Genomic DNA, 22,128 nt, shown 5'->3' on the forward strand with positions numbered 1-22,128 from the left:
AATGAATCATATTAATTCGAATCGTCGTCAATTCTTAAAGGGTTTGATGGGAGTCGGGTCTTTAGCGTTATTTTCTGGACTGAGTCCAGTAAGCACGTGGGCAAATGCCAAATTTCCGATTAGCCCATTTCAATTAGGTGTTGCCTCAGGTGAACCTTGGCCAGATGGTTTTGTGATTTGGACCCGAGTTGCACCATATCCACTTTCAGTGGATGGTGGGATGCCGAAAGAAGCAGTTGAAGTAGATTGGGATATTGCTACAGATATTGAATTTAAGAAAATTGTGCAAACTGGGAAGGCGCAGGCACATCCTGACTTACATCACACAGTACATGTAGAGGTAAGTGGTTTAGCACCGATGACACGCTATTATTATCGATTTAGATTGGCCGGTTATGAAAGCCCAGTAGGCACGGCAAAATCAGCACCTGCCGCGCACCAAATGCCAGAACGAGTTCGAGTCGCTGTAGTGGGATGTCAGCATTATGAAACTGGCTATTACACCGCTTATGATTATTTGAGCCAAGAAAAAGATATCGATATTGTCTTTCACTATGGTGATTACATTTATGAAGGGCCTGAAGGCAAGGGTGGTGGACGTGCAATCGGTGACTTGCGTGTGTCTATTCCAGCGCGTCAGCATATTGGTCCGGAAATTCAAACTTTACTGCAATATCGTATTCGTTATGCACAGTACCGTGCGGATCCCGATTTACAAGCTGCACATGCATCTGCACCTTTTGCGATGACGTTTGATGATCATGAAGTGGATAACAACTGGGCTGCAGATATTGAAGAAAAAGGTGAGAAGAAAGACATATTTTTACTGCGTCGCGCAGCAGCGTTTCAAGCATGGTATGAATATATGCCTGTGCGTTTAAAACAGAAGCCGAACGGCCCAGATATCCTTGCTTACCGCACTTTAGATTATGGCAAAATGCTACGGATGAATATTTTGGATACACGCCAGTACCGTTCTCCAATTTTATGCACCAAAGCTCAGTTAGAAGATGGGTTTGATAAAATAGATTACTGCCGTACTGAGAATAGCCGAAATGAGCAGGTTCTTGGTAAAGCACAAGAGCAATGGTTGGCGAAGCAAATGCGCCATGATAAGCGTTGGAATGTCTTGGCACAGCAAATTCAGGTTATGCCTTGGGTACGTTATAACAAATCAGGCAAAGCTTATTTTGGGAAAGATACGTGGAATGGCTATCCATACGCACGCGAGCGCTTGATTGAATCTATCAAAAAAAATGCACCTCATGGTAATACGGTAATTTTATCAGGAGATTTGCATCAATATTTTGCAGCGAATATTCCAAGTGATTTGAATGATTTTAAGAGTCCATCGATTGCAACCGAATTTTTAACTACATCGATAACCTCTACCGGCAATGGTCAACCAATTCGTCCAGGGCAGGAAGATGTGCTGAAGTTAAATCCACACATCAAATTTATCAATGATCAACGCGGTTATCAGACTTTAGACTTTTTTAAAGACTATATGCGTACAGACTTAAAGGTTCTAGACTTTGTTGAAAAACCAGGTGGAAAAATGACGACCGTAGCAAGTTTTGAAGTGGCTTACGGCAAGCCAGAACTGAAGCAGATTGAATCTTAATAAAACGGTATCAAAATACTTCTGCTAAATTCAATAAAGCGCTTAGATGGTTCTAAGCGCTTTATTTTTATATTGGACATGCACATCTATTAAAAACCACTGCCCATGCATGTGATCTACTATCTATGCAATGGGACAAGATGCTGATTTTTTTAATCAGATTTTTTGTGTGTGGCAGAAATGAGATGGTTAATTTCAGTTTTGGCTTTAATCATATCGGCTTGGAATTGTGGATCTGCCTGTAGGCGTGAAAATTGCGCTGCTCCCATAATACGGCCAGCATCGACATCACTTTGCCAATGCATATTGCACACGACTCGGCTTTGACCAAATTCAATACCACGTTTAAAAATTTGACTTTGACGCTCAGGACGTAACTCTGCTAAGACTAATGCATATGTCCAACCGATAGTTGTATGTCCAGAAGGATAGGAAACATATTGATTTTTTTCATTTTCTTTTTCAGGGGTACAAGTGCTGACATTAAAATAGCCATATGGACGTTCACGGCTATATTTCTTTTTTGCAGTTTGAGTAGAGTATCTACTATCAAGTTTAATTTTTCTTAAAATTTCAAATAAAATAGGTGTATTTTTCTCATTAATTTCTACGCCAAATGCATGTGAAAAAGGTCGCCCTAAGTGTGCATTTGAAACATCAGCATCAATTTGTGCTTGCTGCCAGCGAGCCGTATTTTTTAAATATTGAGATTGTTTAAAAATACTTTGATCACGAATAAAATCTCCACTATAGGGTTGTGGAGGAGTAGATAATATTTCAAGACTATTTGGAGCTGAGTCAGGTGTTAGATATGAATCTGCGGCCATGGAGTGTGCGCTTAAGCAAACCCATATCAATGTAGAGATGGCACATGGAGTATAAAATTTTAAGTTTGTCATGATATAGCTAAGTTTTGAATAATTAAAAAAGCGCTCATACCATAAGCAATAATATTGACTCTAAGATGACAAGAATTAATAAGATGAAAATTATCGCAATATAAATAAGATTGAAATGCGGGAAAATTGGAATGAATAAAAAAACCACCCAATCTTTCGAAAGGGTGGTTTAGAACTCGAAACTAAAATTAAGCTTCTTGCTGTTCGGATTGAATTGCCGTTAATGCAATGGTAAACACGATGTCATCGACCAATGCGCCACGAGACAAGTCATTTACAGGTTTGTTTAAACCTTGAAGCATTGGGCCAACACTGACAACATTTGCAGAACGTTGAACTGCTTTATAGGTTGTATTACCTGTATTTAAGTCAGGGAAAATAAACACATTGGCACGACCAGCCACTTTCGAGTCAGGTGCTTTAGAGCGTCCCACACTTTCCACCGATGCAGCATCGTATTGAAGCGGGCCATCAATAAGTAAGTCTGGGCGGCGTTCTTTGGCAATGCGTGTTGCTTCAGCCACTTTTTCGACATCTGCACCTGCACCAGAAGTACCTGTTGAATACGAAATCATTGCGATACGTGGGTCAATACCAAAAGCTTTTGCTGAATCTGCAGATTGAATCGCAATCTCTGCAAGCTGTTCTGCATTCGGATCTGGATTAATGGCACAGTCACCGTACACATAGACTTCATCTGGTAGCAGCATAAAGAACACAGAAGAAACCAATGAATAATCAGGTGCAGTCTTAATCAATTGGAATGCTGGACGCACTGTATTCGCCGTAGTATGTACTGCACCAGATACAAGGCCATCCACTTGATCGAGTGCAAGCATCATGGTGCCTAAAACCACGGTGTCTTGTAGCTGTTCGCGTGCTTGTAGATCATTGAGTTTGCCTTTACGCAGCTCAACCATTTTCGGCACATAGTTTTCACGAATCAGGTCTGGATCAATGATTTCCAAATCATGAGGAAGTTCGATATTACGTGCTTTTGCAACTTCAATCACGGCTTCAGGTTTTGCCAATAAAATACAGTGTGCAATGCCACGTGATTGACAAATGGCAGCCGCTTGAATGGTCCGTGGTTCATCACCTTCAGGTAGAACAATCCGTTTTTTCGCAGCAATGGATTTTTGTACCAATTCATGACGGAATGCAGAAGGGGACAAGCGTGGTTGATACGAACCATTCAATACTTCAGTAATCCACTCAGCATTAATGTGGCTTGAAACAAAGCGAGTCACTTGCTCTGCACGTTCTACGTCATCGACAGGAATTTCATTGCCTAAATTTGAAAGTTGTTGTGCCGTTTCAAAAGTGCTTAAAGGCGTATGTAAAATCGGTAAGCCTTGCTTAATCGCGGTTTGGCAGAAATCCAAAACTTGCGGGTTCGGTTGATGATGTTCAGTCAAAACCAAACCGGCAAGTGGAATACCATTGCTACTTGCAAGGCTAGAAGCCAACAACACATCAATACGGTCAGAGGCGCTGATAATCAGTTCACCTGCCACAAATTTGTGAAGTTCATGTTCAATATTCGACGCAACTAAGCTGCTATGTAGTACACGGCGATGAGCAGCATCGCCTTGGTTGATCCATTCCGCTTGAATATGCGTCGCCAAGTCAGACATGCGCGGTACGCTGAGCGTATTACTAAATGGAACGAGGCCAATAACAGGTAGCTGTGTAGAACCAATTTGCGGATTACTTTGTTGTAATTCGAGTACAAATTTATTGGTGTCACTAATTAAACGCAGATTTGGATCAAGTGTGACAGGAATTTGCGCAGACTCTTCTGGCAAGCCACGTGTGCGCATAAACAAAACACCCGCAGTACGTTCAGATGCAGCACCACCAAATTGGCGTAGTGAACTGTCAATTTTCTCAGCCGTTTTCGTGGCATTTTGAATATCTGCTGTGCTGACAATAATCACTTTGGCATCGAGTGCTTTTGCTAAAGTCGCATTCAGTTCTGAGGCAAAGTTATCTCGGCTGTTTGGAACCAAGCCTTCAACAATAATTAGGTCATGCTTTTTTGCAATTTCACGGTGCAAACGAACCGCTTCTTCGAGCAGTTCATCACTTTCATCATGACTGAGTTGTTTCACGATGGTGGCATGGTGAATGGGTTCTACCGTTTCATTATTAAATAAATGACGATAAAGAGCCGTTGTACGGTCTACAGTATCTGCGACATTTTCCTGTGAAAATGGTTTCAGAAAACCTGCTTTGACCCCTTGGCATTCCAAAGCATAAATTAAACCTAAGCATGCAGATGTTAAACCTACACCTTCCCCAGTTGGCACGAGTAAAATTGTTTTCATACGGTGTCTAAATTAAAGCTAAAAATTAATATTGAAGGCGAAGGGGCTGATGCGATTGCTTATGCAATCGCAGCTTCAGCATCAGGCTTTTTTGTAGCAGACGCTGTCACCTCGTCTACAACATGCTCAGTTTCTTTGGCAATACGGCCTTCTTCATCGGTAGGAACAACCCAAATTTGTGGGCCAGTACCGTGGTCAATACGACCTTCCGTACCGCGTTTTAAGTTGTCATTTAATTCTTTACTAAGGTTGAAACCAAAGTGTGGTAAGTATGAAACCGTTTTTTCACGAATGTAGGCAGAGTTTTCACCAATACCACCGGTAAAGAATAAACCGTCAATACGTGGTAGACCACAGCTGAGACCTGCCAAAGATTTTGCTAAACGGTAGCAGAATACTTCAATGGCAAGCGCGGCATCTTCGTTACCTTGTTCTGATGCTTCGATCAATGTACGCATGTCATTTGATAGATCAGACAAACCGAGTAGGCCTGATTGGCTGTTCAGCATTTTGTCGATTTTGTAGATATCCCAACCTAAGTTGCTCGCAAGGAAGCTGTGAATACTTGGGTCAACATCACCACTACGTGTGCCCATCACCACACCTTCAAGTGGTGTTAGACCCATTGACGTATCTACAGATTGACCATTCCAAATCGCACAAGTTGAGCTGCCATTGCCTAAGTGAGCAGTTAACCAACCACCTTGTTTAAAGCTGCCTGCCAACATTGAGCCACGCTCAGATACGTAGGCATGGCTAGTACCGTGGAAGCCATAACGACGCACGTTATGCTGTGTGTACAAGAATTTTGGTAATGCATAACGGTAAGCATGAGACGGCATCGTTTGGTGGAATGCTGTATCAAATACGGCTACTTGCGGAAGTTCAGGGAACAAACGCATGGTTGCTTCGATACCCACCAAGTGAGCCGGGTTATGCAATGGAGCAAGCGGAGTTGCTTCACGAATACGTTCAATTATTTCTGGTGTTAATAGCTCAGCTTTGGTTAATGTACCGCCGTGTACCACGCGGTGACCAATCGCTTGAGGATTATGGTGAGCCAAACGCTCTAAAATAGTTTCGAGGGCTTTTTCATGGTCAGCATGTGGAATAGACAGCTCAAGCGCAGCACCACCCGTAGTGACCCCTTTAATACGTGCATCAGCAGAACCTAGGTTCTCGGCCAGACCAAAAATACGATCTTCACGGCGCTCAGAAACTAACGCATATTTGATAGAAGAAGATCCGCAGTTAATTACTAATACTGATGTAGACACGTTTAAATACCCGAATTCTAATTGAAATACTTATCCATAATGTTGATCTGATTGCAGTTGTATTGATTGATGCAATTTAGATCTGTGATGATGTTTTATCATGGGTTTTTTTATCGTCCTAGATAGACTTTAGGAGATTAGACTTAAGCACTATCGACCCTGAGCACAATAATAATTAAAATTTATCAGTTCATAGTTTTCATTTATTAATAAAATAATCCTCAAAATTTATACGATTTAAGGGATATACATAGAACATAACATGCGGTTGCTGCGCTGTAATCCTAAAATTGTTGCAAAAAAGCAGGTAATTTGAACTTCTCTTATTTTTCTGAAGCATTTAATTGTCAAAATATCTGTTTTTCGATTCTAGATCCTGTGTGTTTGCAGGCTTATATTTCAATATGTGAACCTTGGGTCTAGTTTTTTAAATTGCCATAAAAAAAGCTGTGCCTTTAATCAGAAAAGCACAGCTTTCATTGTCTTATTGGGTGTTATTGGCGAATTTGACCATCACCAAACACAATCCATTTTTGAGAAGTCAGACCTTCTAGACCGACTGGACCACGTGCATGGATTTTATCGGTTGAAATACCGATCTCAGCACCAAGACCATATTCAAACCCATCTGCAAAGCGCGTTGAGGCATTGATCATCACTGAACTCGAATCTACACGCGCTAAGAACTGACGCGCCAAACTGAAGTTTTCGGTAATGATTGAGTCGGTATGGTGTGAGCCATATTTGTTGATGTGCTCAATCGCTTCATCTAAGCCAGTAACGACTTTCACTGCCAAAATCGGGCCTAAGTATTCGGTATACCAATCTTCTTCAGTTGCAGGAACAATCGATTCACCCAAAATGCGCTGCGTTTCAGCACAGCCACGAAGTTCAACTTTTTTCTCCGCATAAAGTTCAGCAATGCGTGGTAAAAACTCTTCAGCGACATTTTCATCGACAAGTAAGGTTTCCATGGCATTACATACGCCATAACGGTGTGTTTTGGCATTGAGCGCAATAGGTAATGCTTTTTGCAAATCAGCCTGAGCTTCCACAAAAACATGGCAGTTACCATCAAGATGTTTGATGACCGGCACACGTGCTTCATTGGTAATACGCTCAATTAAGCCTTTGCCACCACGAGGTACGATCACATCGACATATTCAGGCATGGTAATTAATTGGCCAACCGCAGCACGGTCTGGGGTATTAAGCACTTGAACGGCATGTTCAGGCAAGCCAGCGGCAGTTAAGCCATGTTGAATCGCTGCTGCAATTGCTTGGTTAGATTCCAAAGCTTCAGAACCACCACGTAAAATAATCGCGTTACCTGATTTAAGCGCTAAAGATGCGGCTTCAAGGGTTACATTCGGGCGAGATTCGTAAATCATGCCGACAACACCTAGTGGCACACGCATTTTTCCTAACTGAATACCTGTCGGACGAAAGGCCATATCGGTGATTTCGCCAATCGGGTCAGTCAGTGCGATTACATCTTTTAGACCTTGAAGCATGCCTTTAAAGCGTGTGGGGGTAAGTTCTAAGCGATCAAGGAGAGCACTATCCAAGTTGTTGTTATGCGCTTTGGTCATATCCACTTGGTTAGCTGCCAAAATTGCAGTTTCACTGTTTTGTAAAGCAGTATAAATTGCTGATAAGGCATTATTTTTAGTCTGGGTAGAAGCCCCTGCGAGCACACGTGATGCTGTGCGTGCTTGCTGTCCTACCGTTTGCATGTATTGTTCAATAGACTCTTGCATAGCGGTTTGATCACTTAGAAATTTCAACTCGATATTAACAGCCTGTGACTGAACAATGAAGCACTTAAGTGCATATTCGACTGTACTTGCTGACCAGAATTAACATTTTGAAATTGTTTTTAGAACAAAAGTAGATAAGCGGCGGGGATATCAGTTGCTTGTAAAATGAACCTCTGTATAGAATGAAACAATAGCGACATTGAAGTCGTACAAATAACGATTAAAGAGCAGGACGCTAAGTCGAGCAGAGTCTCTAAATGAATTCCTGACAATAAAAATAAGGCAGGAATGGAGGAAAGGAATATGAATTCCATTATCCAAATGGATCCCACCGTACAGGAAAGTACGCATTACAGTTTTTTTGATCTGTATGACAAGCAAAGCTTTAAACAGCCTGCCAGAACGACATGGATTGATGGCTGGAAGGTCGAATATATGGCCATTGCACAACCTGAAACCATTCATCGCACCCCGATTGTTATTATTGGTGGGGCATTTCAAAACTTTAATTCCTACAAATATTGTGTCGAACAATTATTTGCGGCAGGCCCTATTATTTTAATTGATTTACCCTCCATGGGCTCAAACCAGCAAATTACCAATGTCGATACAGCCGTGTCAGCAGGGACTTTAGAGTTGGGTGATCTGGCGCAGATGTTGGGCGTTTGGTTGGATATCGTCGGGCTAGAAAAAGTATCCGTGATGGGGATGTCACTAGGTTCAGTGGTGGCAGCAGGTCTGGCCGATCAACGTCCTGAATTGATTGATCGCATGATTTTAATGGGCGTGATGCAAAAAACGCGCAAGAGCTGGCGCATGTTGCTTGAAGAATCCTTGCACTTAATGAAAGAACAGCGCATGGATGAATTTGGTCAAGCGGTGATTTTGTATTTGGTCAATCATGCCAAACTGGATGTGACGCGGATGTCACCGACAGCGAAGCGTTTGTTCTTTAGACAAATGGCTGAATTCACCAATACCGAACAAGAGCGTTATGACATTAACTGTAATCGTTTGCTGCGTTTGCAAGACGTGCCGATTCCACAGTGTGATGTATTGGTGTCATGCGGGCAGTACGACAGTTTTACTTTGCCACATGAAAATGCGGGCTTTGCATTGCAATGTCCGAATATGCAATTTGCTATGATTGCCAATGCGGATCATTTACCGCAGTTGCAACGCCGTAAGGAAACCATGAATTTGTTTGCAACTTATCTACGCGGTGAGTCTATTCAGCAGTTGGACGGGATCATTCCAATGAGCCGTGAGCAAATGCAAAATATTGAACGCCGTGGCGAAGCGCGTGTAAGTGTACAACAGCCATTCACGCATTTATCTCATCGCCATTCAGACCTTGTGGTTGATACTCAAATTATGGATTTAAATTATTTCGGTGTGTTGTTGAATGTGCAGGCTGAAATGTTGGACTCCATGCACGCATATCCACGAGATTTGGCTTTACATCTAGAAGACGAAGAAGGTGAGTTTAAAATTGAATGTCTCATCTTTGACGTTGTGGATACACAGGTTCGCGCTTTGTTTAAGCATGGTAGTTTTGAGTTGGCAGAGCGCTTATTACGCTTTGTACAACGCCAAAAAGAAGATGTATTGTTATTAGAAGCCGTCAGTTAAAACATGAACAACTAAAAAAAACAGCGCTTTAGCGCTGTTTTTTTGTTTTGGCATGGACCATCCAAACCAAATCGCCACAGTGCTGCTCTGCATCGTGGAAAGGAATCACTTGTTCATGTTGCTGTTGTGGAAAGTATAAGGCCGGCTGAACGACTTTTACTTCTTCAAATCCTGTATGGGTGAAAAACTGCTGTAATTCAGCAGGGGATTGAAAATGAAAAGTAAAAGCGCTGCGAGACATGACTTTGAGTAATTTACTACTGGCCCAAATAAAACGTGCTAAACGGTTTTTAACGGGTTCTGGATAGATGTCGGTCAGATAATGTAATTCCTGAAACGAGGCGCCATATTCGGTGATCCCTTGCAATAACTTATTCAGTAGCGTTTGATCAAAATAATTAATTAGCCCTTCACTAATCACCACCAAAGGACGTTCAGGGTTGAAACTCTGAAAAATACGTTCAAAATCTTGTGTGAAAATGTCGCCAGTTAAGACCTCGGGGGCATGCGGGTCAATCTGTTTGAGTGCCTGTGTTTTGATTTTTGCCATATCTGGCAAGTCGAGTTCACGATAGTCAATTTCAGGATGTTTGGTGCGAAAATTCCAACCGCGCGGGGAGAGGCCACAGGCAATTTCAAGGACTTGTAGCTGAGGGTGTTGGGCAATGAGTTGATCTAAATGTTGATCGATCATGGCATGGCGCTGTTTGAGCGTCGAGCGCATGCTACCGCCCACATTCTTTTCTGCCCAGCTTTCTAAAGGATGGACTAAACGTGCTAAAAATTTGCCTTTACGTGTGGCAAAAACGGGATGCGAAATCCCCATGCTGTACCAAATATAGCCGGTGTAATGTGCAGTAAAGGAAATGTGTCGATGTTCCGATAAACTTTGTGTCATGTCGTCCTGACCTAATGTTGTTTTTATTGGCAATTTTTGTATAGCGCCGAAGCACTTATTTTGTCTTCATCATAAATCAAAAAGGAGCACCTTGTCGTGCTCCATTTTCTAGAATTTTGAAAGTCTTGGATTAGCAATATTGATTTTTAAAATCCACAATACGGTTACGCACGTTTTGCCAGTCCGCCCCGAGTTCAATGCTTTGTCCAATCTCAATCTGTGGGATTTTACCGCGCATACGTTCTAGGCGTTCTTGATTTGGGAGAGCCAAGTTTTGAATGCCATCCAGCGCAATGCATGCAGATTCACGGTTATTACACACGAGGCCCATATCACAACCTGCATTTAATGCTGCTTGGATACGAGCATCTGCGCCGCCAGCGACACAAGCGGCTTGCATGCTTAAATCATCGGAGAATAAAATGCCATCAAATTGGAGCTCTTGACGTAAGACTTTCTGAATCCAATACGGTGAAAATCCAGCAGGATTAGGATCGATATTTTCATAAATCACATGCGCAGGCATTAAGGCATCAAGCTGTGGTTGCAGTTGAATAAAGCTTTGCATGTCTTTTTGATAGATTTCTTCATAACTACGATGGTCAATGGCAGCAGCGACATGTGAATCTGCTTTCACCGAGCCATGGCCTGGGAAATGCTTACCTGTAGATGCCATCCCCGCACGTTTCATACCTTTTAAGAAGGCACTTGCAAGTGGAATGATGTCTTGCATATTTTTGGCAAAACCACGGTCACCAATCACATCACTGACATTATTTAGGTCCAGCACTGGTGCAAAACTGAAATCGATCCCGACCGCAAGGACTTCAGCCGCCATCAACCAGCCACATTGTTCAGCCAGTTCAACTGCTTTTTCAGGTTCAGTTAAGTAAAGTTCTCCAAACTTACCCATAGCTGGTAGGAGTGTGAAGCCTTGCTTTAAGCGTTGTACACGACCACCTTCCTGATCGACGGCAATTAAAATATCAGGACGAATTTGACGCATATGGTCGGTCAGGGCACGAACTTGTTCAGGAGATTCAATGTTGCGACCAAATAAAATCATGCCGCCAACTTGTGGTGCCTGTAATAGTTCAATATCTTCTTGGGTGAGTTCTGTGCCAGCAATGTCGAGCATTAATGCGCCAATCATATTCGGTGTCCGTGTTGGAATTTTTAAGGAAAAACAATACCTGAATTCTGCAATGATTTGCTACACTTTGTCAGCAGAGAATATGATAAAACTACACGACATAAACATATTAAGTTGTTTAAGATTTTGAATCTATTCAATTCAGGTCGAAAACCAACACGGTAATATTGGTCTTAATACCAAGGAAGTACAAATTATTTATGAAACTTCAAACATTAGCTTGTGCCGTTGCGATTGCGACAGGTGGATTCTTTTTCACTCATGTGGTGAATGACGCAATTGCTGCCAATAATACAGAAGCAGTGAGTGCGGGTACTATTCAACCCACTCAAGAACAAGCCTTGGTCTCACGTCAGCTTGCAACATTGGTAGACCGTCAACACTATTTAAATCAGCGTTTAGATGCCAATACCTCTAACCGTATTTTAGATTTTTATATTGATAGTTTAGACGCTGAACATACGTTGTTCTTGGCACCGGACATTGAAAATTATAAAAAACGTTATGGCCCAACTTTTGGCGCAAATCTCAAAGCGGGCAATTTAACAGGGCCGTATGCCATTCATGCGCAATATCGTGAGCGCTTAAAACAGTTCTACACCTATATGTTGGAAGAGCTGAAAAAGCCACAAAATTTAAATCAACCGAATAGCTACATCGAAACCGATCGTGAAAAAGCGCCATTCTTTAAGTCGACAGAAGAACAGCGTGCGCATTGGAATAAAATGTTGGTCTCTCAGCTGATCAATTTAACCATCAGCAAAGAAGAAGAGAAAGCCAAACAGAAAGCGTTGAAAGATGATCCTGCCCTAGCAAATGGTCAAGATTTAACTGGTCCTGAAGATTTAACTCCTGAACAAACCTTAACTAAGCGTTATACACGTCAGTTAGAGCGGATTAGTCGTTTAAAAAGCGATGATGTGCTTGATAAAACTCTGAATGCCATGATGCTGACGTATGATCCGCACAGTAACTATTTTCCGCCTGTAGATGCGATGGAATTGAACCGTCAAACCACGTTGCAATTGGAAGGGATTGGGGTGTCGATTCGTCCTGAACGTGGCAACGAAGACTACACCAAAATTGAAACGATTGTAGAAGGTGGTCCAGCCAGCAAATCAGGACAAGTCAAGTCAGGTGATCGCATCGTTGGTGTTGCCCAAGATGGCGACAAAATGGTGGATGTGATCGGTTGGCCGAGCAATGAAATTGTCGGACTGATTCGTGGTAAACGTGGCACCAAAGTGACTTTACGTTTATTGGGTGCTGGTGCGTCCATGAATCAAGCGCGAAATGTCACGATTGTACGTGATGTAATTCAAGAAGAAGATGCGGGCGTGCGTTCACGTACCGTTGAAATTGAACGTGATGGCAAAAAACATAAGTTTGGTGTGATTGAAATTCCATCGTTTTATTTGAACTATCGTGCCCGTCGTGCAGGTACAGATTACCGCTCTGTGTCAGAAGATACCAATAAAGCCTTAAAAACATTAGATGCGCAAAATGTTGAAGGCATCATCATTGATTTGCGTAACAACCCAGGTGGCTCACTTGAAGAAGTGGCGCGTATGCTTGGACAAGTGATTAAATCAGGTCCAGTGGTGCAAATCCGTGATGGTAATGGCAATGTCAGCGTGTTTGAAGATGATGATGGTGGCGCGCAAACTTATGCAGGCCCATTGGCAGTATTGATTAACTTGGCTTCGGCATCTGCGAGTGAAATTTATTCTGCTGCGATTCAGGATTATGAACGTGGTGTGGTGATTGGTAGTACCACAACGGGTAAAGGTACTGCACAGGTGCAACTTGACTCTTTAGCCTATGGTCAAGCGACCTTAACGCAACGTAAATTCTACCGCGTGACTGGCGGCAGTACCCAAAATAAAGGGGTCGTGCCTGATATTAAGTTGGTTGATATTTACAATGAAGAGTTTGGTGAACGTAAAGCGAAAAATGCTTTACAGTGGGATACCATTCCTACAGCACCGTTTAAACGTGAAGGCTCGATCCAAGCCTATGTTCCCGATTTGATTAAGTCATCTCAGCAACGTGTCAGCATTGATCCGCAATTTAAATATTTAGAGCAACGTACTGCGATTGCGAAAAAGACAGAAGAGCAAAAGCGTGTGGTGCTTGACTTAGCGAAGCGTAAAGCCGAGCTGTTGGCACTAGAGCAAAAGTCTTTGGATGCTGAAAATCAGCGCCGTAAAGTGGTGGGTCAAAAACCTTATGCCAACTGGGAAAGCTACCAAGCGTCTATGGATGCATTGGTGGAGGCACGTGCAAAAATGAAGGCAAACCAACGTCCAGCACTGCCTGAAGAAGAAGTCTTTGTGACGGAAGCAGCAAACGTGCTAATGGACTATGCCAAATTACAAGGCAAAACGCATACAACAACAGCCAAAAAGTAAGTAATTCATCCATAAATAACATTGAGATGATTGCTTGAGTTTTTGACAGAAAAGATGAATTTATCCATTGAGAAATAGCGAGCTACGGCTCGCTATTTTTTTTGTGAGTAGGGCGGTGTTCGATTTAAATCTAGAAAGCAATCTATAAATGATTCTAACTTATTCATTTTATTATGGTTAGAAACTGTTCTAAAATAAAAACCACCTGATGCGTTTTTTATCAAAAGTTTAAGTTTTAGTGAACTTCATCAAGCTTTCTTTTTTTAAATTAATCAGTTGCTTAAAATCTTGAAAGAAAGACTTGACCATTATCGTAGACTAATAGATTCTAAGGGAAAATAAGTAAGTAATTGAAAACGTAACAAGTTAAAGGGAAGAGATAGATTGGGTAATTCGGTTAAAGAAAGTGCCACGATAACCTAAGCGGAACGCTTGATATGACTCATATTCATTATGATTACAGTCTGGTCGCTGGTTCAATCGTAGTTGCATTATTAAGTTGTTACTTTGCTGTTTCACTCGAACAAATGTTGTTTCGTGGAACACGACCAAGATATGAAAATGTCATTTTATTCTTCAGCGGTGCAATTTTAGGTGCTGCGATCTGGTGCATGCATTTTGTAAGCATGATAGCCAGCCATTTGCCTTCAAGCCATAGTTTCGATACCAGTCTGACCCTGATATCCTATTTTATTGCTTTCGTTGCTTCCACTTTTGCTGTGTGGTTAACCACACGACAGACATTACCTTTTCCGCGTTTAATTTTAGGTTCAGTGTTAATGGGCCTTGGCATTTCCGGCATGCATTATACCGGTATGCTGAGTTTAGCCGTTCAGGGCTATGAACAACGGTATGAACCTTTAATTGTTATCTGTTCAATTTTAGTTGCGATCTGTGGTTCGGGTTTGGCCTTTTGGATGACGTTTAAAAATAAATATTCGTCTAAACGTAACATCATGAATGCCTTTGTTGCGGTCATGCTGACATTTAGCATTGTCGCTATGCATTATATTGGTATGGCAGCTGTTGATTTTGTACCGCTAAACTCGATGGATGTATTGGTTGCGGCTCAAATTAACCATAATTTATTGCTATTTATTGTCTTATTTGTCACCAGTTTATTGTTGATGGCGGCCTTTAGCGTTGCAGTACTTGAGCAACGTTTAGAACATCGCAGTTTGCAGTTGATGCGCGCAAATCGAGAACTGGCCAATCAAGCGGTACAGGACAATTTGACCCGTTTACCTAATCGACTATTTTTGGCTGAATATGCACATTTTCTATTTACAGAGCATCGTTTAAGACAAGATAAAATTGCTTTTATTTATATTGATATCGACCGTTTTAAAGCGGTCAATGATGTGTTTGGACACCATGTGGGTGATCAACTACTGATTCAAATTGCTACGCGTATTCACCGTTTAATTAATGATCAAGCCAAATTGCTACGAATCGGTGGGGACGAGTTTCTGATTGTGCTTGAGTCGGCAAGCAATGACTCTGCCACAGCAATGTCTGAAAAAATATTGGAATTGATGCAAGAAAGCTTTTTGATTGCAGGTAAGGAAATTAACATTTCAGGCAGTATTGGTATTGCGATGTACCCTGAACATGGTGCGAACTTACAAGACCTACTGATCAATGCAGACACCGCAATGCTGAGTTCGAAGTATCAGGGGCGTAATACCTATTCATTTTTTAATTATACTGCCGACCAATTTGAAGAAAAAAGTCAGACGAAACTGATCAATGATTTGTATAAAGCGGTAGAAGAACAGCAATTTATTTTATTTTATCAGCCAAAATTTAATGCCGTTGATCGTGAAATTTGTGGAGTAGAGGCCTTAATTCGTTGGAATCATCCAACTCTAGGTATGTTGACGCCAAATAAGTTTATCAATGGTGCAGAAAAAACTGGACTGATTATTGCCATGGGCTATTGGGCGCTTGAAGAAGCCTGTAAGCAAATTCAGCACTGGGAAAAGCTGAATATGCCGCTGTATCCGATTGCGGTCAATTTATCAGCGATTCAGTTTGAACATAAACATTTATTTAGTACCTTAGAGTCGCTTTTTGCACGGTATGAAATCAACCCGTCACATTTAATTATTGAAATTACCGAGTCAACAGCGATGCATCATATCGATGCCAGTATTGTAACTTTTGAACATTTGAGAAAGATGGGAATTAAAGTTGCGATTGATGACTTTGGTACGGGACATTCAAGTTTCTTGTATTTAAAAGAACTGCCTGTAGATGAGCTGAAAATTGACCGTGAGTTTATCCGCAATTTGAGCGTCGGCTCTAAAGAAGAAATTATTTTAGAAAGTATTATTCACTTGGCAATTCGACTGGGTTTAACGGTCACTGCAGAAGGTGTAGAGACAGAACAACAAGCAGAAATTTTAAAACGTTTAGGTTGCCAACAATTGCAGGGATATTTGTTAGGCATGCCGATGCCAGTGGCACAGCTTGAAGAAAGCATGAAAATGAAAGTTGAATAAAGTCATTTGTAGTCTGATCGCATTGCCAATGTGTACAGAAAAAAAGAAAATGAAATGTGCTATATCGTCGATAAAAACAGGTCGTCATCCAATGTAAAACATCAAGACACGCCACGCTAAGATTTTGACTCAACCCGATGTGGTTGATTATTTTTAATGGTCAATCTGATACAATATCGCCAATTTTCCATATTGATCAGATCTGATCTTTTGCACTGCGAGTTTTGCAGTAGGTGTCTTTCATGAGTTTTAAAGAAGAATTAGCGACACAGGTCGCTCAGCGACGTACTTTCGCTATTATTTCCCACCCCGATGCCGGTAAAACCACAATGACAGAAAAACTGTTGTTATGGGGACAGGCGATTCAGGTTGCAGGTATGGTAAAAAGCCGTAAATCTGATCGTGCGGCAACGTCTGACTGGATGGAAATGGAAAAAGAACGTGGTATTTCGATCACCACTTCTGTTATGCAGTTCCCGTTTAAAGACAAGATGATTAACTTGCTCGACACCCCAGGGCATGAAGACTTTTCTGAAGATACCTACCGTACATTAACCGCTGTTGACTCTGCGCTCATGGTGATTGATGGTGCAAAAGGTGTCGAAGATCGTACGATCAAATTGATGGAAGTGTGTCGTATGCGCGACACGCCGATTATTTCATTCGTCAACAAAATGGACCGTGAAATTCGTGAGCCATTAGAACTGCTTGATGAAATCGAAAACGTTTTAAAAATTAAATGTGTTCCGATTACTTGGCCACTGGGCACAGGTCGTGACTTTGCCGGTGTATTTAACCTACTCGAAGAAAAATTCTACGTTTATAAGGCAGGTTTCGGTTCAACAATTACGGATATTGAAGTCCGTGATGGCTATGACTATGCAGATTTGCGTGAAAAAGTCGGTGATCTCGCTTGGGCTGCATTTGAAGAATCATTGGAATTGGTTCAAATGGCCAATGAACCTTTAGACCGTGATGAATTTTTGGCAGGTCGTCAAACGCCAGTGTTGTTTGGTACGGCACTCGGTAACTTTGGTGTAGACCATGTTTTGGATGCATTTAGTCAATATGCGCCTGAACCTAAAGCACATCCAACTCAAGACCGTAAAGTTGAAGCGACTGAAGAAGGCTTCACTGGTTTCGTCTTTAAAATTCAAGCCAATATGGATCCAAAACACCGTGACCGTATTGCATTCATGCGTATCTGTTCAGGTAAGTATGAAAAAGGCTTAAAAATGAAACATGTGCGTCTAGGTAAAGATGTGCGTATTAGTGATGCTTTAACGTTCCTTGCTGGTGACCGTCAGCACCTTGAAGAAGCATGGCCGGGCGACATTATCGGTTTGCATAACCATGGTACGATTCAGATCGGCGATACCTTCACTTCGGGTGAAGATTTACACTTTACCGGTATTCCTCACTTCGCCCCTGAAATGTTCCGTCGCGTGCGTTTAAAAGATCCTTTGAAGTCAAAACAGCTACAAAAAGGCTTAAAAGAACTTTCAGAAGAAGGGGCGACTCAGGTCTTTATGCCGCAAAACAGTAATGACTTAATCGTGGGTGCTGTGGGTGTGCTTCAGTTTGAAGTTGTGGCTTATCGTCTGAAAGAAGAATACAAAGTTGATTGTATTTACGAGCCTGTAAGTATCAATACCGTACGTTGGGTATCGTGTGATGACGAGAAAAAATTCAACGAATTTAAGAAAAAAGCACACGACCAATTGTCTGTCGATGGCGGTGGTCATTTAACTTATCTTGCACCAAGTCGTGTGAATTTACAGTTAATGCAAGAACGTTATCCGGATATTGTGTTCAGTAATACACGTGAACACTAAGTTGTTCTTTTACAGAAATAAAACAGCTTCTTCGTGAAGCTGTTTTATTTTGTGGTAGAGTTTTTAAATCCATACATTACGCAATCATTTGGTCGTTTAGGACATCATGAAAAAATTCAAGGATGCTACAGTTTTTGCACTTTTGGGGAGTGTTTTGCTGCTCAGTGCATGTGATTCAGGAAAAGAAAACAAAGCGACAAAGCCGGCCGACGGTGGTGCTTCTGAAGCGGTCGTGATCAATCCAGATGTTTTGCCCTATTTAAATATTCGAGAGCAAGCAGCAAAAATTGCCAAACCGTTTTGTGAAAATAAAAGTTGTATTGATTTAGAGATACAAACCATTCAGACCGTAGATACATGGTTGAATGGCTGGATTGAAAAGAATCAGGCCAGCGTCGTACAAGATCAGATTGCATTAAAGCAAAATATGAATCTCCAACAAGCCGTCGATGCGTATGTGAAAAAATCAGATGCTTGGCAGGCAGAGTTTAAAACCAATAAAGCCTACGAATTGGCCATGTACACACGAGTTCCATATCAACGGAATCAATATGTGTTGCTGCAAATCGGTGTTGATACCAAACAGGAAAATATCACAGTCAAAGAGCGGTATTATTTTTTTGTGGCAGACCGCCGTGCGAAAAAGAATCTTAAGCCTTTAGATATTATTGAAGCAAAGCAACAGCAAAATATGGATGCTATTGTGCAGCAAGCCTATAGCAAATGGTTAGATGAACAAGTGGTAGATGTCAAAAAATCGGCACCGAAAAAACTCTATTGGGGCCAAGCGGATTGGTTCTTTGATCAAGAAGGCGTTGGTTTGCATTACCGTACAGATGAAATTGTCAAAGATGGTAAACAATTGGATATTTATCTCAGCAAAGCGCAAACACAACAAGTATTGAAAGCTGACGTTTATCAGCATATGTTCTAAACAACGAAAGTATTTAATTTGATAAGATATTTACCAAAATAAATATCAATCATTCGAAATGAAAGGTTGAAGCAATGGTGCAAAAAAATAAAATTTGGGCAAGCTCAATATTGGCAGTTTCTGTTGCATTCACGGCGTGTCAGCCACAACAAGCTGAACCTGAAAAAAAGCCAGATCAAGCAAAAACTGAACAGCCAGATTTGAGTGCAAAACTGATTGGTGATGCGGAAAAATTACAACTGAATTTACCTGAATGTGATGGCGGGGTCTGTCCTGAAATTTCAGTTGAACGCTTAAACAGTAATCAAGCCTTTATTGATGACTTTATTGATGCGGAAATTCTAAAACAGTTAGGTGAAATTCTATCTGTATCGCCTTTAGAAGATAAAACGCTGAGTACTGATGCTCCCGCTGCAAGTGAAGTTCCTGCAGCGTCTGAAGCAAAATCTGCTTTGGCAAAGGTTGAAACGCCCAAATTAAAATTGGAAAAAGCCACGCAGCCTTACATGCAAGCGTTCTTAAATTTAGATAAAGAGTTGAAATCTTTAAGTGCCAATCAGCAAATCAGTTTGATGATTAAACCTAAAATATTGAATGCTGAAAAACCCTTGGCAACAGTGGTTTTAAATACCAGTTCATATTTAGGTGGAGCGCATGGTTCTTCTGCACAGCAATATTATAACTTCGATTTAAGCACTCAAAAATTGGTGCAGCTCAACGACATATTATTGCCTAATCAACGTGCTGAGCTTGAAAAGCGGGGCTATGAAGTATTTAAAACTTGGGTGAAAGATGCCAAGTTGGCAGACAATATTCAAGAATACGAACAGATTTGGAAATTTAAACTGTCTGATAATTTTTATCTGAGTCAGCAAGGTTTAATTTTGCAATATGCCGAATATGAAATTGGGCCGTATGTGGTGGGTTTACCACGTTTGACCATTCCGTATGATCAATTGCAAAGTGTATTGAAAAAGCAATATCTACCTCCAGTTGAAGCTGTTGAAGCCTCAGCCGCAAAAGCAAATTAATTAGTTCAATGACTTACTCACTGTTTGATACGCATACGCATTTTGATGTTCCCGATTTTGACGCTGATCGGGAACAGTTGGCGTATGCTGCCAAACAAGCGGGTGTCGATGCGTTAGTATTGATTGGTTTTGTACAGTCACGTTTTCACAATTTGCTGCAAACCCAAGAGTTTTTAGCTCGTTTATCCAATGCTCCCAAAAGCTATTTAGCCCCCGGCTTACATCCGTTTTATATTGAGCAACATCGTGCAGAACATTTGCTCGACGTGGAACAGATGCTAAAGCAGCATGATTGTGTTGCTGTCGGTGAAATAGGTTTAGATACCTTTTTGAAACAGCATAAACAGCCTGAACTTTTTCAAAAGCAGCAGCAGTATTTTTCCGCACAACTTGAGTTAGCACAGCAGTTTGATAAACCTATTTTGCTGCATATTCGTAAATCCCATGCGGAGGTGCTTTCGATGTTGAAAAAGCATCAATTTAAGCTCGGTGGTATTGCACATGCATTTAGTGGTGGTGTTGAAGAAGCGAAGGCATTTACCAAGCTAGGTTTTAAAATCGGTGTAACAGGGCAAATCACCAATCCTAATGCAAAAAAATTACATCAAGTGGTTCAGACTTTGGGTGTAGATCATTTGGTCTTAGAAACTGACTGTCCAGATATGACACCCTTATGTTGTCAGCATTCAACGGAAGGGCGTACTCGCAATACGCCGGTCAATTTGCCCTATGTCTTGCAGGGGCTAGCTCAGAGCTTAAACCGTACTGAATCTGAGATTGCACAGATCTTATGGACTAATTCATTACAAGCATTGCATCTGGACGCTTAAGGGCCAATAAATATTGATGCTGCTTGATTGAATCTAGTTTCATTCGCATCGTGCATGCAATGATGGTTTTATAAAAAAAGGCGCATTATGCAATTTCTAAAATGCTTTAGACTTGGCATTATGCTGTTAAATTATTTTGAGTGAGTTTCACATGGCACAAGGACTATTGGCTGGCAAACGCTTTTTAATCGCGGGTATTGCAAGTAAGTTATCAATCGCATTTGGTATTGCGCAAGCTTTACATCGCGAAGGTGCAGAACTGGCTTTTACTTATCCAAACGAAAAATTAAAAAAACGTGTAGATGATTTTGCTGAACAATTTGGTTCAACTTTAGTTTTCCCATGTGATGTCGCAGTGGACGCTGAAATTGATACCGCTTTTGCTGAACTTGCTAAACATTGGGATGGTCTAGATGGTGTTGTGCATTCAATTGGTTTTGCACCGGCACATACTTTAGATGGCGATTTCACTGATATTACCGACCGTGAAGGTTTTAAAATTGCTCACGACATCAGCGCATATAGCTTTATTGCGATGGCTCGTGCGGCAAAACCTTTATTGGCTGCACGTCAAGGTTGCTTATTGACGCTGACTTACCAAGGTTCTGAACGCGTAATGCCAAACTATAACGTTATGGGCATGGCAAAAGCGTCACTAGAAGCAGGCGTACGTTATTTGGCAACAAGTCTTGGTGCTGAAGGTATTCGTGTAAATGCGATTTCAGCAGGTCCGATTCGTACCTTAGCGGCTTCAGGGATTAAATCTTTCCGTAAAATGTTAGATCTAAATGAAAAAGTCGCACCGCTTAAACGCAATGTCACCATTGAAGATGTCGGTAATGCAGCATTGTTCCTTTGCTCGCCTTGGGCAAATGGTATTACAGGTGAAATTCTGTATGTTGATGCTGGCTTTAATACTGTAGGTATGAGCGCTGATCTAATGGCAGATGCCGAGTAATTTGCTCCTCCCTTTTTAAAAGGGAGGGTGGGAGGGATTTTGTTAAGTAGAA

15 protein-coding genes are annotated in these 22,128 nt (G+C 41.4%); 9 read left to right on the forward strand and 6 right to left on the reverse strand.

Translation table 11 applies throughout. The features are described 5' to 3' along the window. Position 1: 1 nt before the first annotated feature. Positions 2-1,624 (forward strand): alkaline phosphatase, encoded by a 1,623-nt coding sequence (locus tag FTU02_RS10260; protein ID WP_180156982.1) that lies wholly within the window; start codon positions 2-4, stop codon positions 1,622-1,624. A gap of 152 nt (positions 1,625-1,776) precedes the next feature. Here FTU02_RS10260 and FTU02_RS10265 read toward each other — a convergent pair whose 3' ends face one another. From FTU02_RS10265 to FTU02_RS10280, 4 genes are all read right to left on the reverse strand, one after another. Further along, positions 1,777-2,451, reverse strand: a complete 675-nt coding sequence (locus FTU02_RS10265) for a phosphatase PAP2 family protein (protein ID WP_180156984.1) — start codon at positions 2,449-2,451, stop codon at positions 1,777-1,779. Between the two features lie 260 nt (positions 2,452-2,711). Next, complete coding sequence (gene pta, locus FTU02_RS10270; protein WP_180004548.1) at positions 2,712-4,853, reverse strand: phosphate acetyltransferase; 2,142 nt, start codon at positions 4,851-4,853, stop codon at positions 2,712-2,714. A 59-nt stretch (positions 4,854-4,912) separates the two neighbouring features. Further along, positions 4,913-6,130 (reverse strand): acetate/propionate family kinase, encoded by a 1,218-nt coding sequence (locus FTU02_RS10275; protein WP_078189653.1) that lies wholly within the window; start codon positions 6,128-6,130, stop codon positions 4,913-4,915. Positions 6,131-6,624: 494 nt separating this feature from the next. Beyond that, positions 6,625-7,890, reverse strand: coding sequence for a glutamate-5-semialdehyde dehydrogenase (locus FTU02_RS10280; RefSeq protein WP_180021062.1), 1,266 nt, complete (start codon positions 7,888-7,890; stop codon positions 6,625-6,627). 303 nt (positions 7,891-8,193) lie between these two features. On the opposite strand from FTU02_RS10280, the gene FTU02_RS10285 reads away from it, so the two are divergent. After that, the gene (locus FTU02_RS10285) at positions 8,194-9,522 is read left to right on the forward strand and encodes an alpha/beta fold hydrolase (RefSeq protein ID WP_180004547.1); all 1,329 of its coding nucleotides are present in this window, start codon (positions 8,194-8,196) and stop codon (positions 9,520-9,522) included. 28 nt (positions 9,523-9,550) lie between these two features. On the opposite strand, the gene FTU02_RS10290 is transcribed toward FTU02_RS10285, so the two are convergent. Together FTU02_RS10290 and nagZ are read right to left on the reverse strand one after the other, a co-directional pair. Continuing rightward, a complete protein-coding gene (locus FTU02_RS10290; protein ID WP_180021060.1) occupies positions 9,551-10,420 on the reverse strand; it encodes a class I SAM-dependent methyltransferase in 870 nt (289 codons plus the stop codon). 130 nt (positions 10,421-10,550) lie between these two features. Continuing rightward, complete coding sequence (nagZ, locus tag FTU02_RS10295) at positions 10,551-11,573, reverse strand: beta-N-acetylhexosaminidase (protein WP_180021058.1); 1,023 nt, start codon at positions 11,571-11,573, stop codon at positions 10,551-10,553. A gap of 200 nt (positions 11,574-11,773) precedes the next feature. Here nagZ and FTU02_RS10300 point away from each other — a divergent pair, with 200 nt between their 5' ends. From FTU02_RS10300 to FTU02_RS10330, 7 genes are all read left to right on the forward strand, one after another. Beyond that, positions 11,774-13,984: a carboxy terminal-processing peptidase gene (locus FTU02_RS10300; protein ID WP_180116706.1), complete on the forward strand. Its 2,211-nt coding sequence runs from the start codon at positions 11,774-11,776 to the stop codon at positions 13,982-13,984. A 437-nt stretch (positions 13,985-14,421) separates the two neighbouring features. Further along, positions 14,422-16,488, forward strand: a complete 2,067-nt coding sequence (locus FTU02_RS10305) for an EAL domain-containing protein (RefSeq protein ID WP_180156986.1) — start codon at positions 14,422-14,424, stop codon at positions 16,486-16,488. Positions 16,489-16,730: 242 nt separating this feature from the next. Continuing rightward, the gene (locus tag FTU02_RS10310) at positions 16,731-18,323 is read left to right on the forward strand and encodes a peptide chain release factor 3 (RefSeq protein ID WP_078192693.1); all 1,593 of its coding nucleotides are present in this window, start codon (positions 16,731-16,733) and stop codon (positions 18,321-18,323) included. Between the two features lie 106 nt (positions 18,324-18,429). After that, on the forward strand, positions 18,430-19,257 hold the full coding sequence (locus FTU02_RS10315) for a hypothetical protein (RefSeq protein WP_180156988.1): 828 nt from the start codon (positions 18,430-18,432) through the stop codon (positions 19,255-19,257). A 74-nt stretch (positions 19,258-19,331) separates the two neighbouring features. Beyond that, a complete protein-coding gene (locus tag FTU02_RS10320) occupies positions 19,332-20,288 on the forward strand; it encodes an RsiV family protein (RefSeq protein WP_180084685.1) in 957 nt (318 codons plus the stop codon). Between the two features lie 8 nt (positions 20,289-20,296). Then, positions 20,297-21,118, forward strand: coding sequence for a TatD family hydrolase (locus tag FTU02_RS10325; RefSeq protein ID WP_180156989.1), 822 nt, complete (start codon positions 20,297-20,299; stop codon positions 21,116-21,118). Positions 21,119-21,269: 151 nt separating this feature from the next. After that, a complete protein-coding gene (locus FTU02_RS10330; RefSeq protein WP_078189642.1) occupies positions 21,270-22,076 on the forward strand; it encodes an enoyl-ACP reductase in 807 nt (268 codons plus the stop codon). Positions 22,077-22,128: the final 52 nt, after the last annotated feature.

The sequence above is a fragment of the Acinetobacter sp. YH12045 genome, assembly GCF_013419925.1.
Lineage (GTDB): Bacteria > Pseudomonadota > Gammaproteobacteria > Pseudomonadales > Moraxellaceae > Acinetobacter > Acinetobacter amyesii.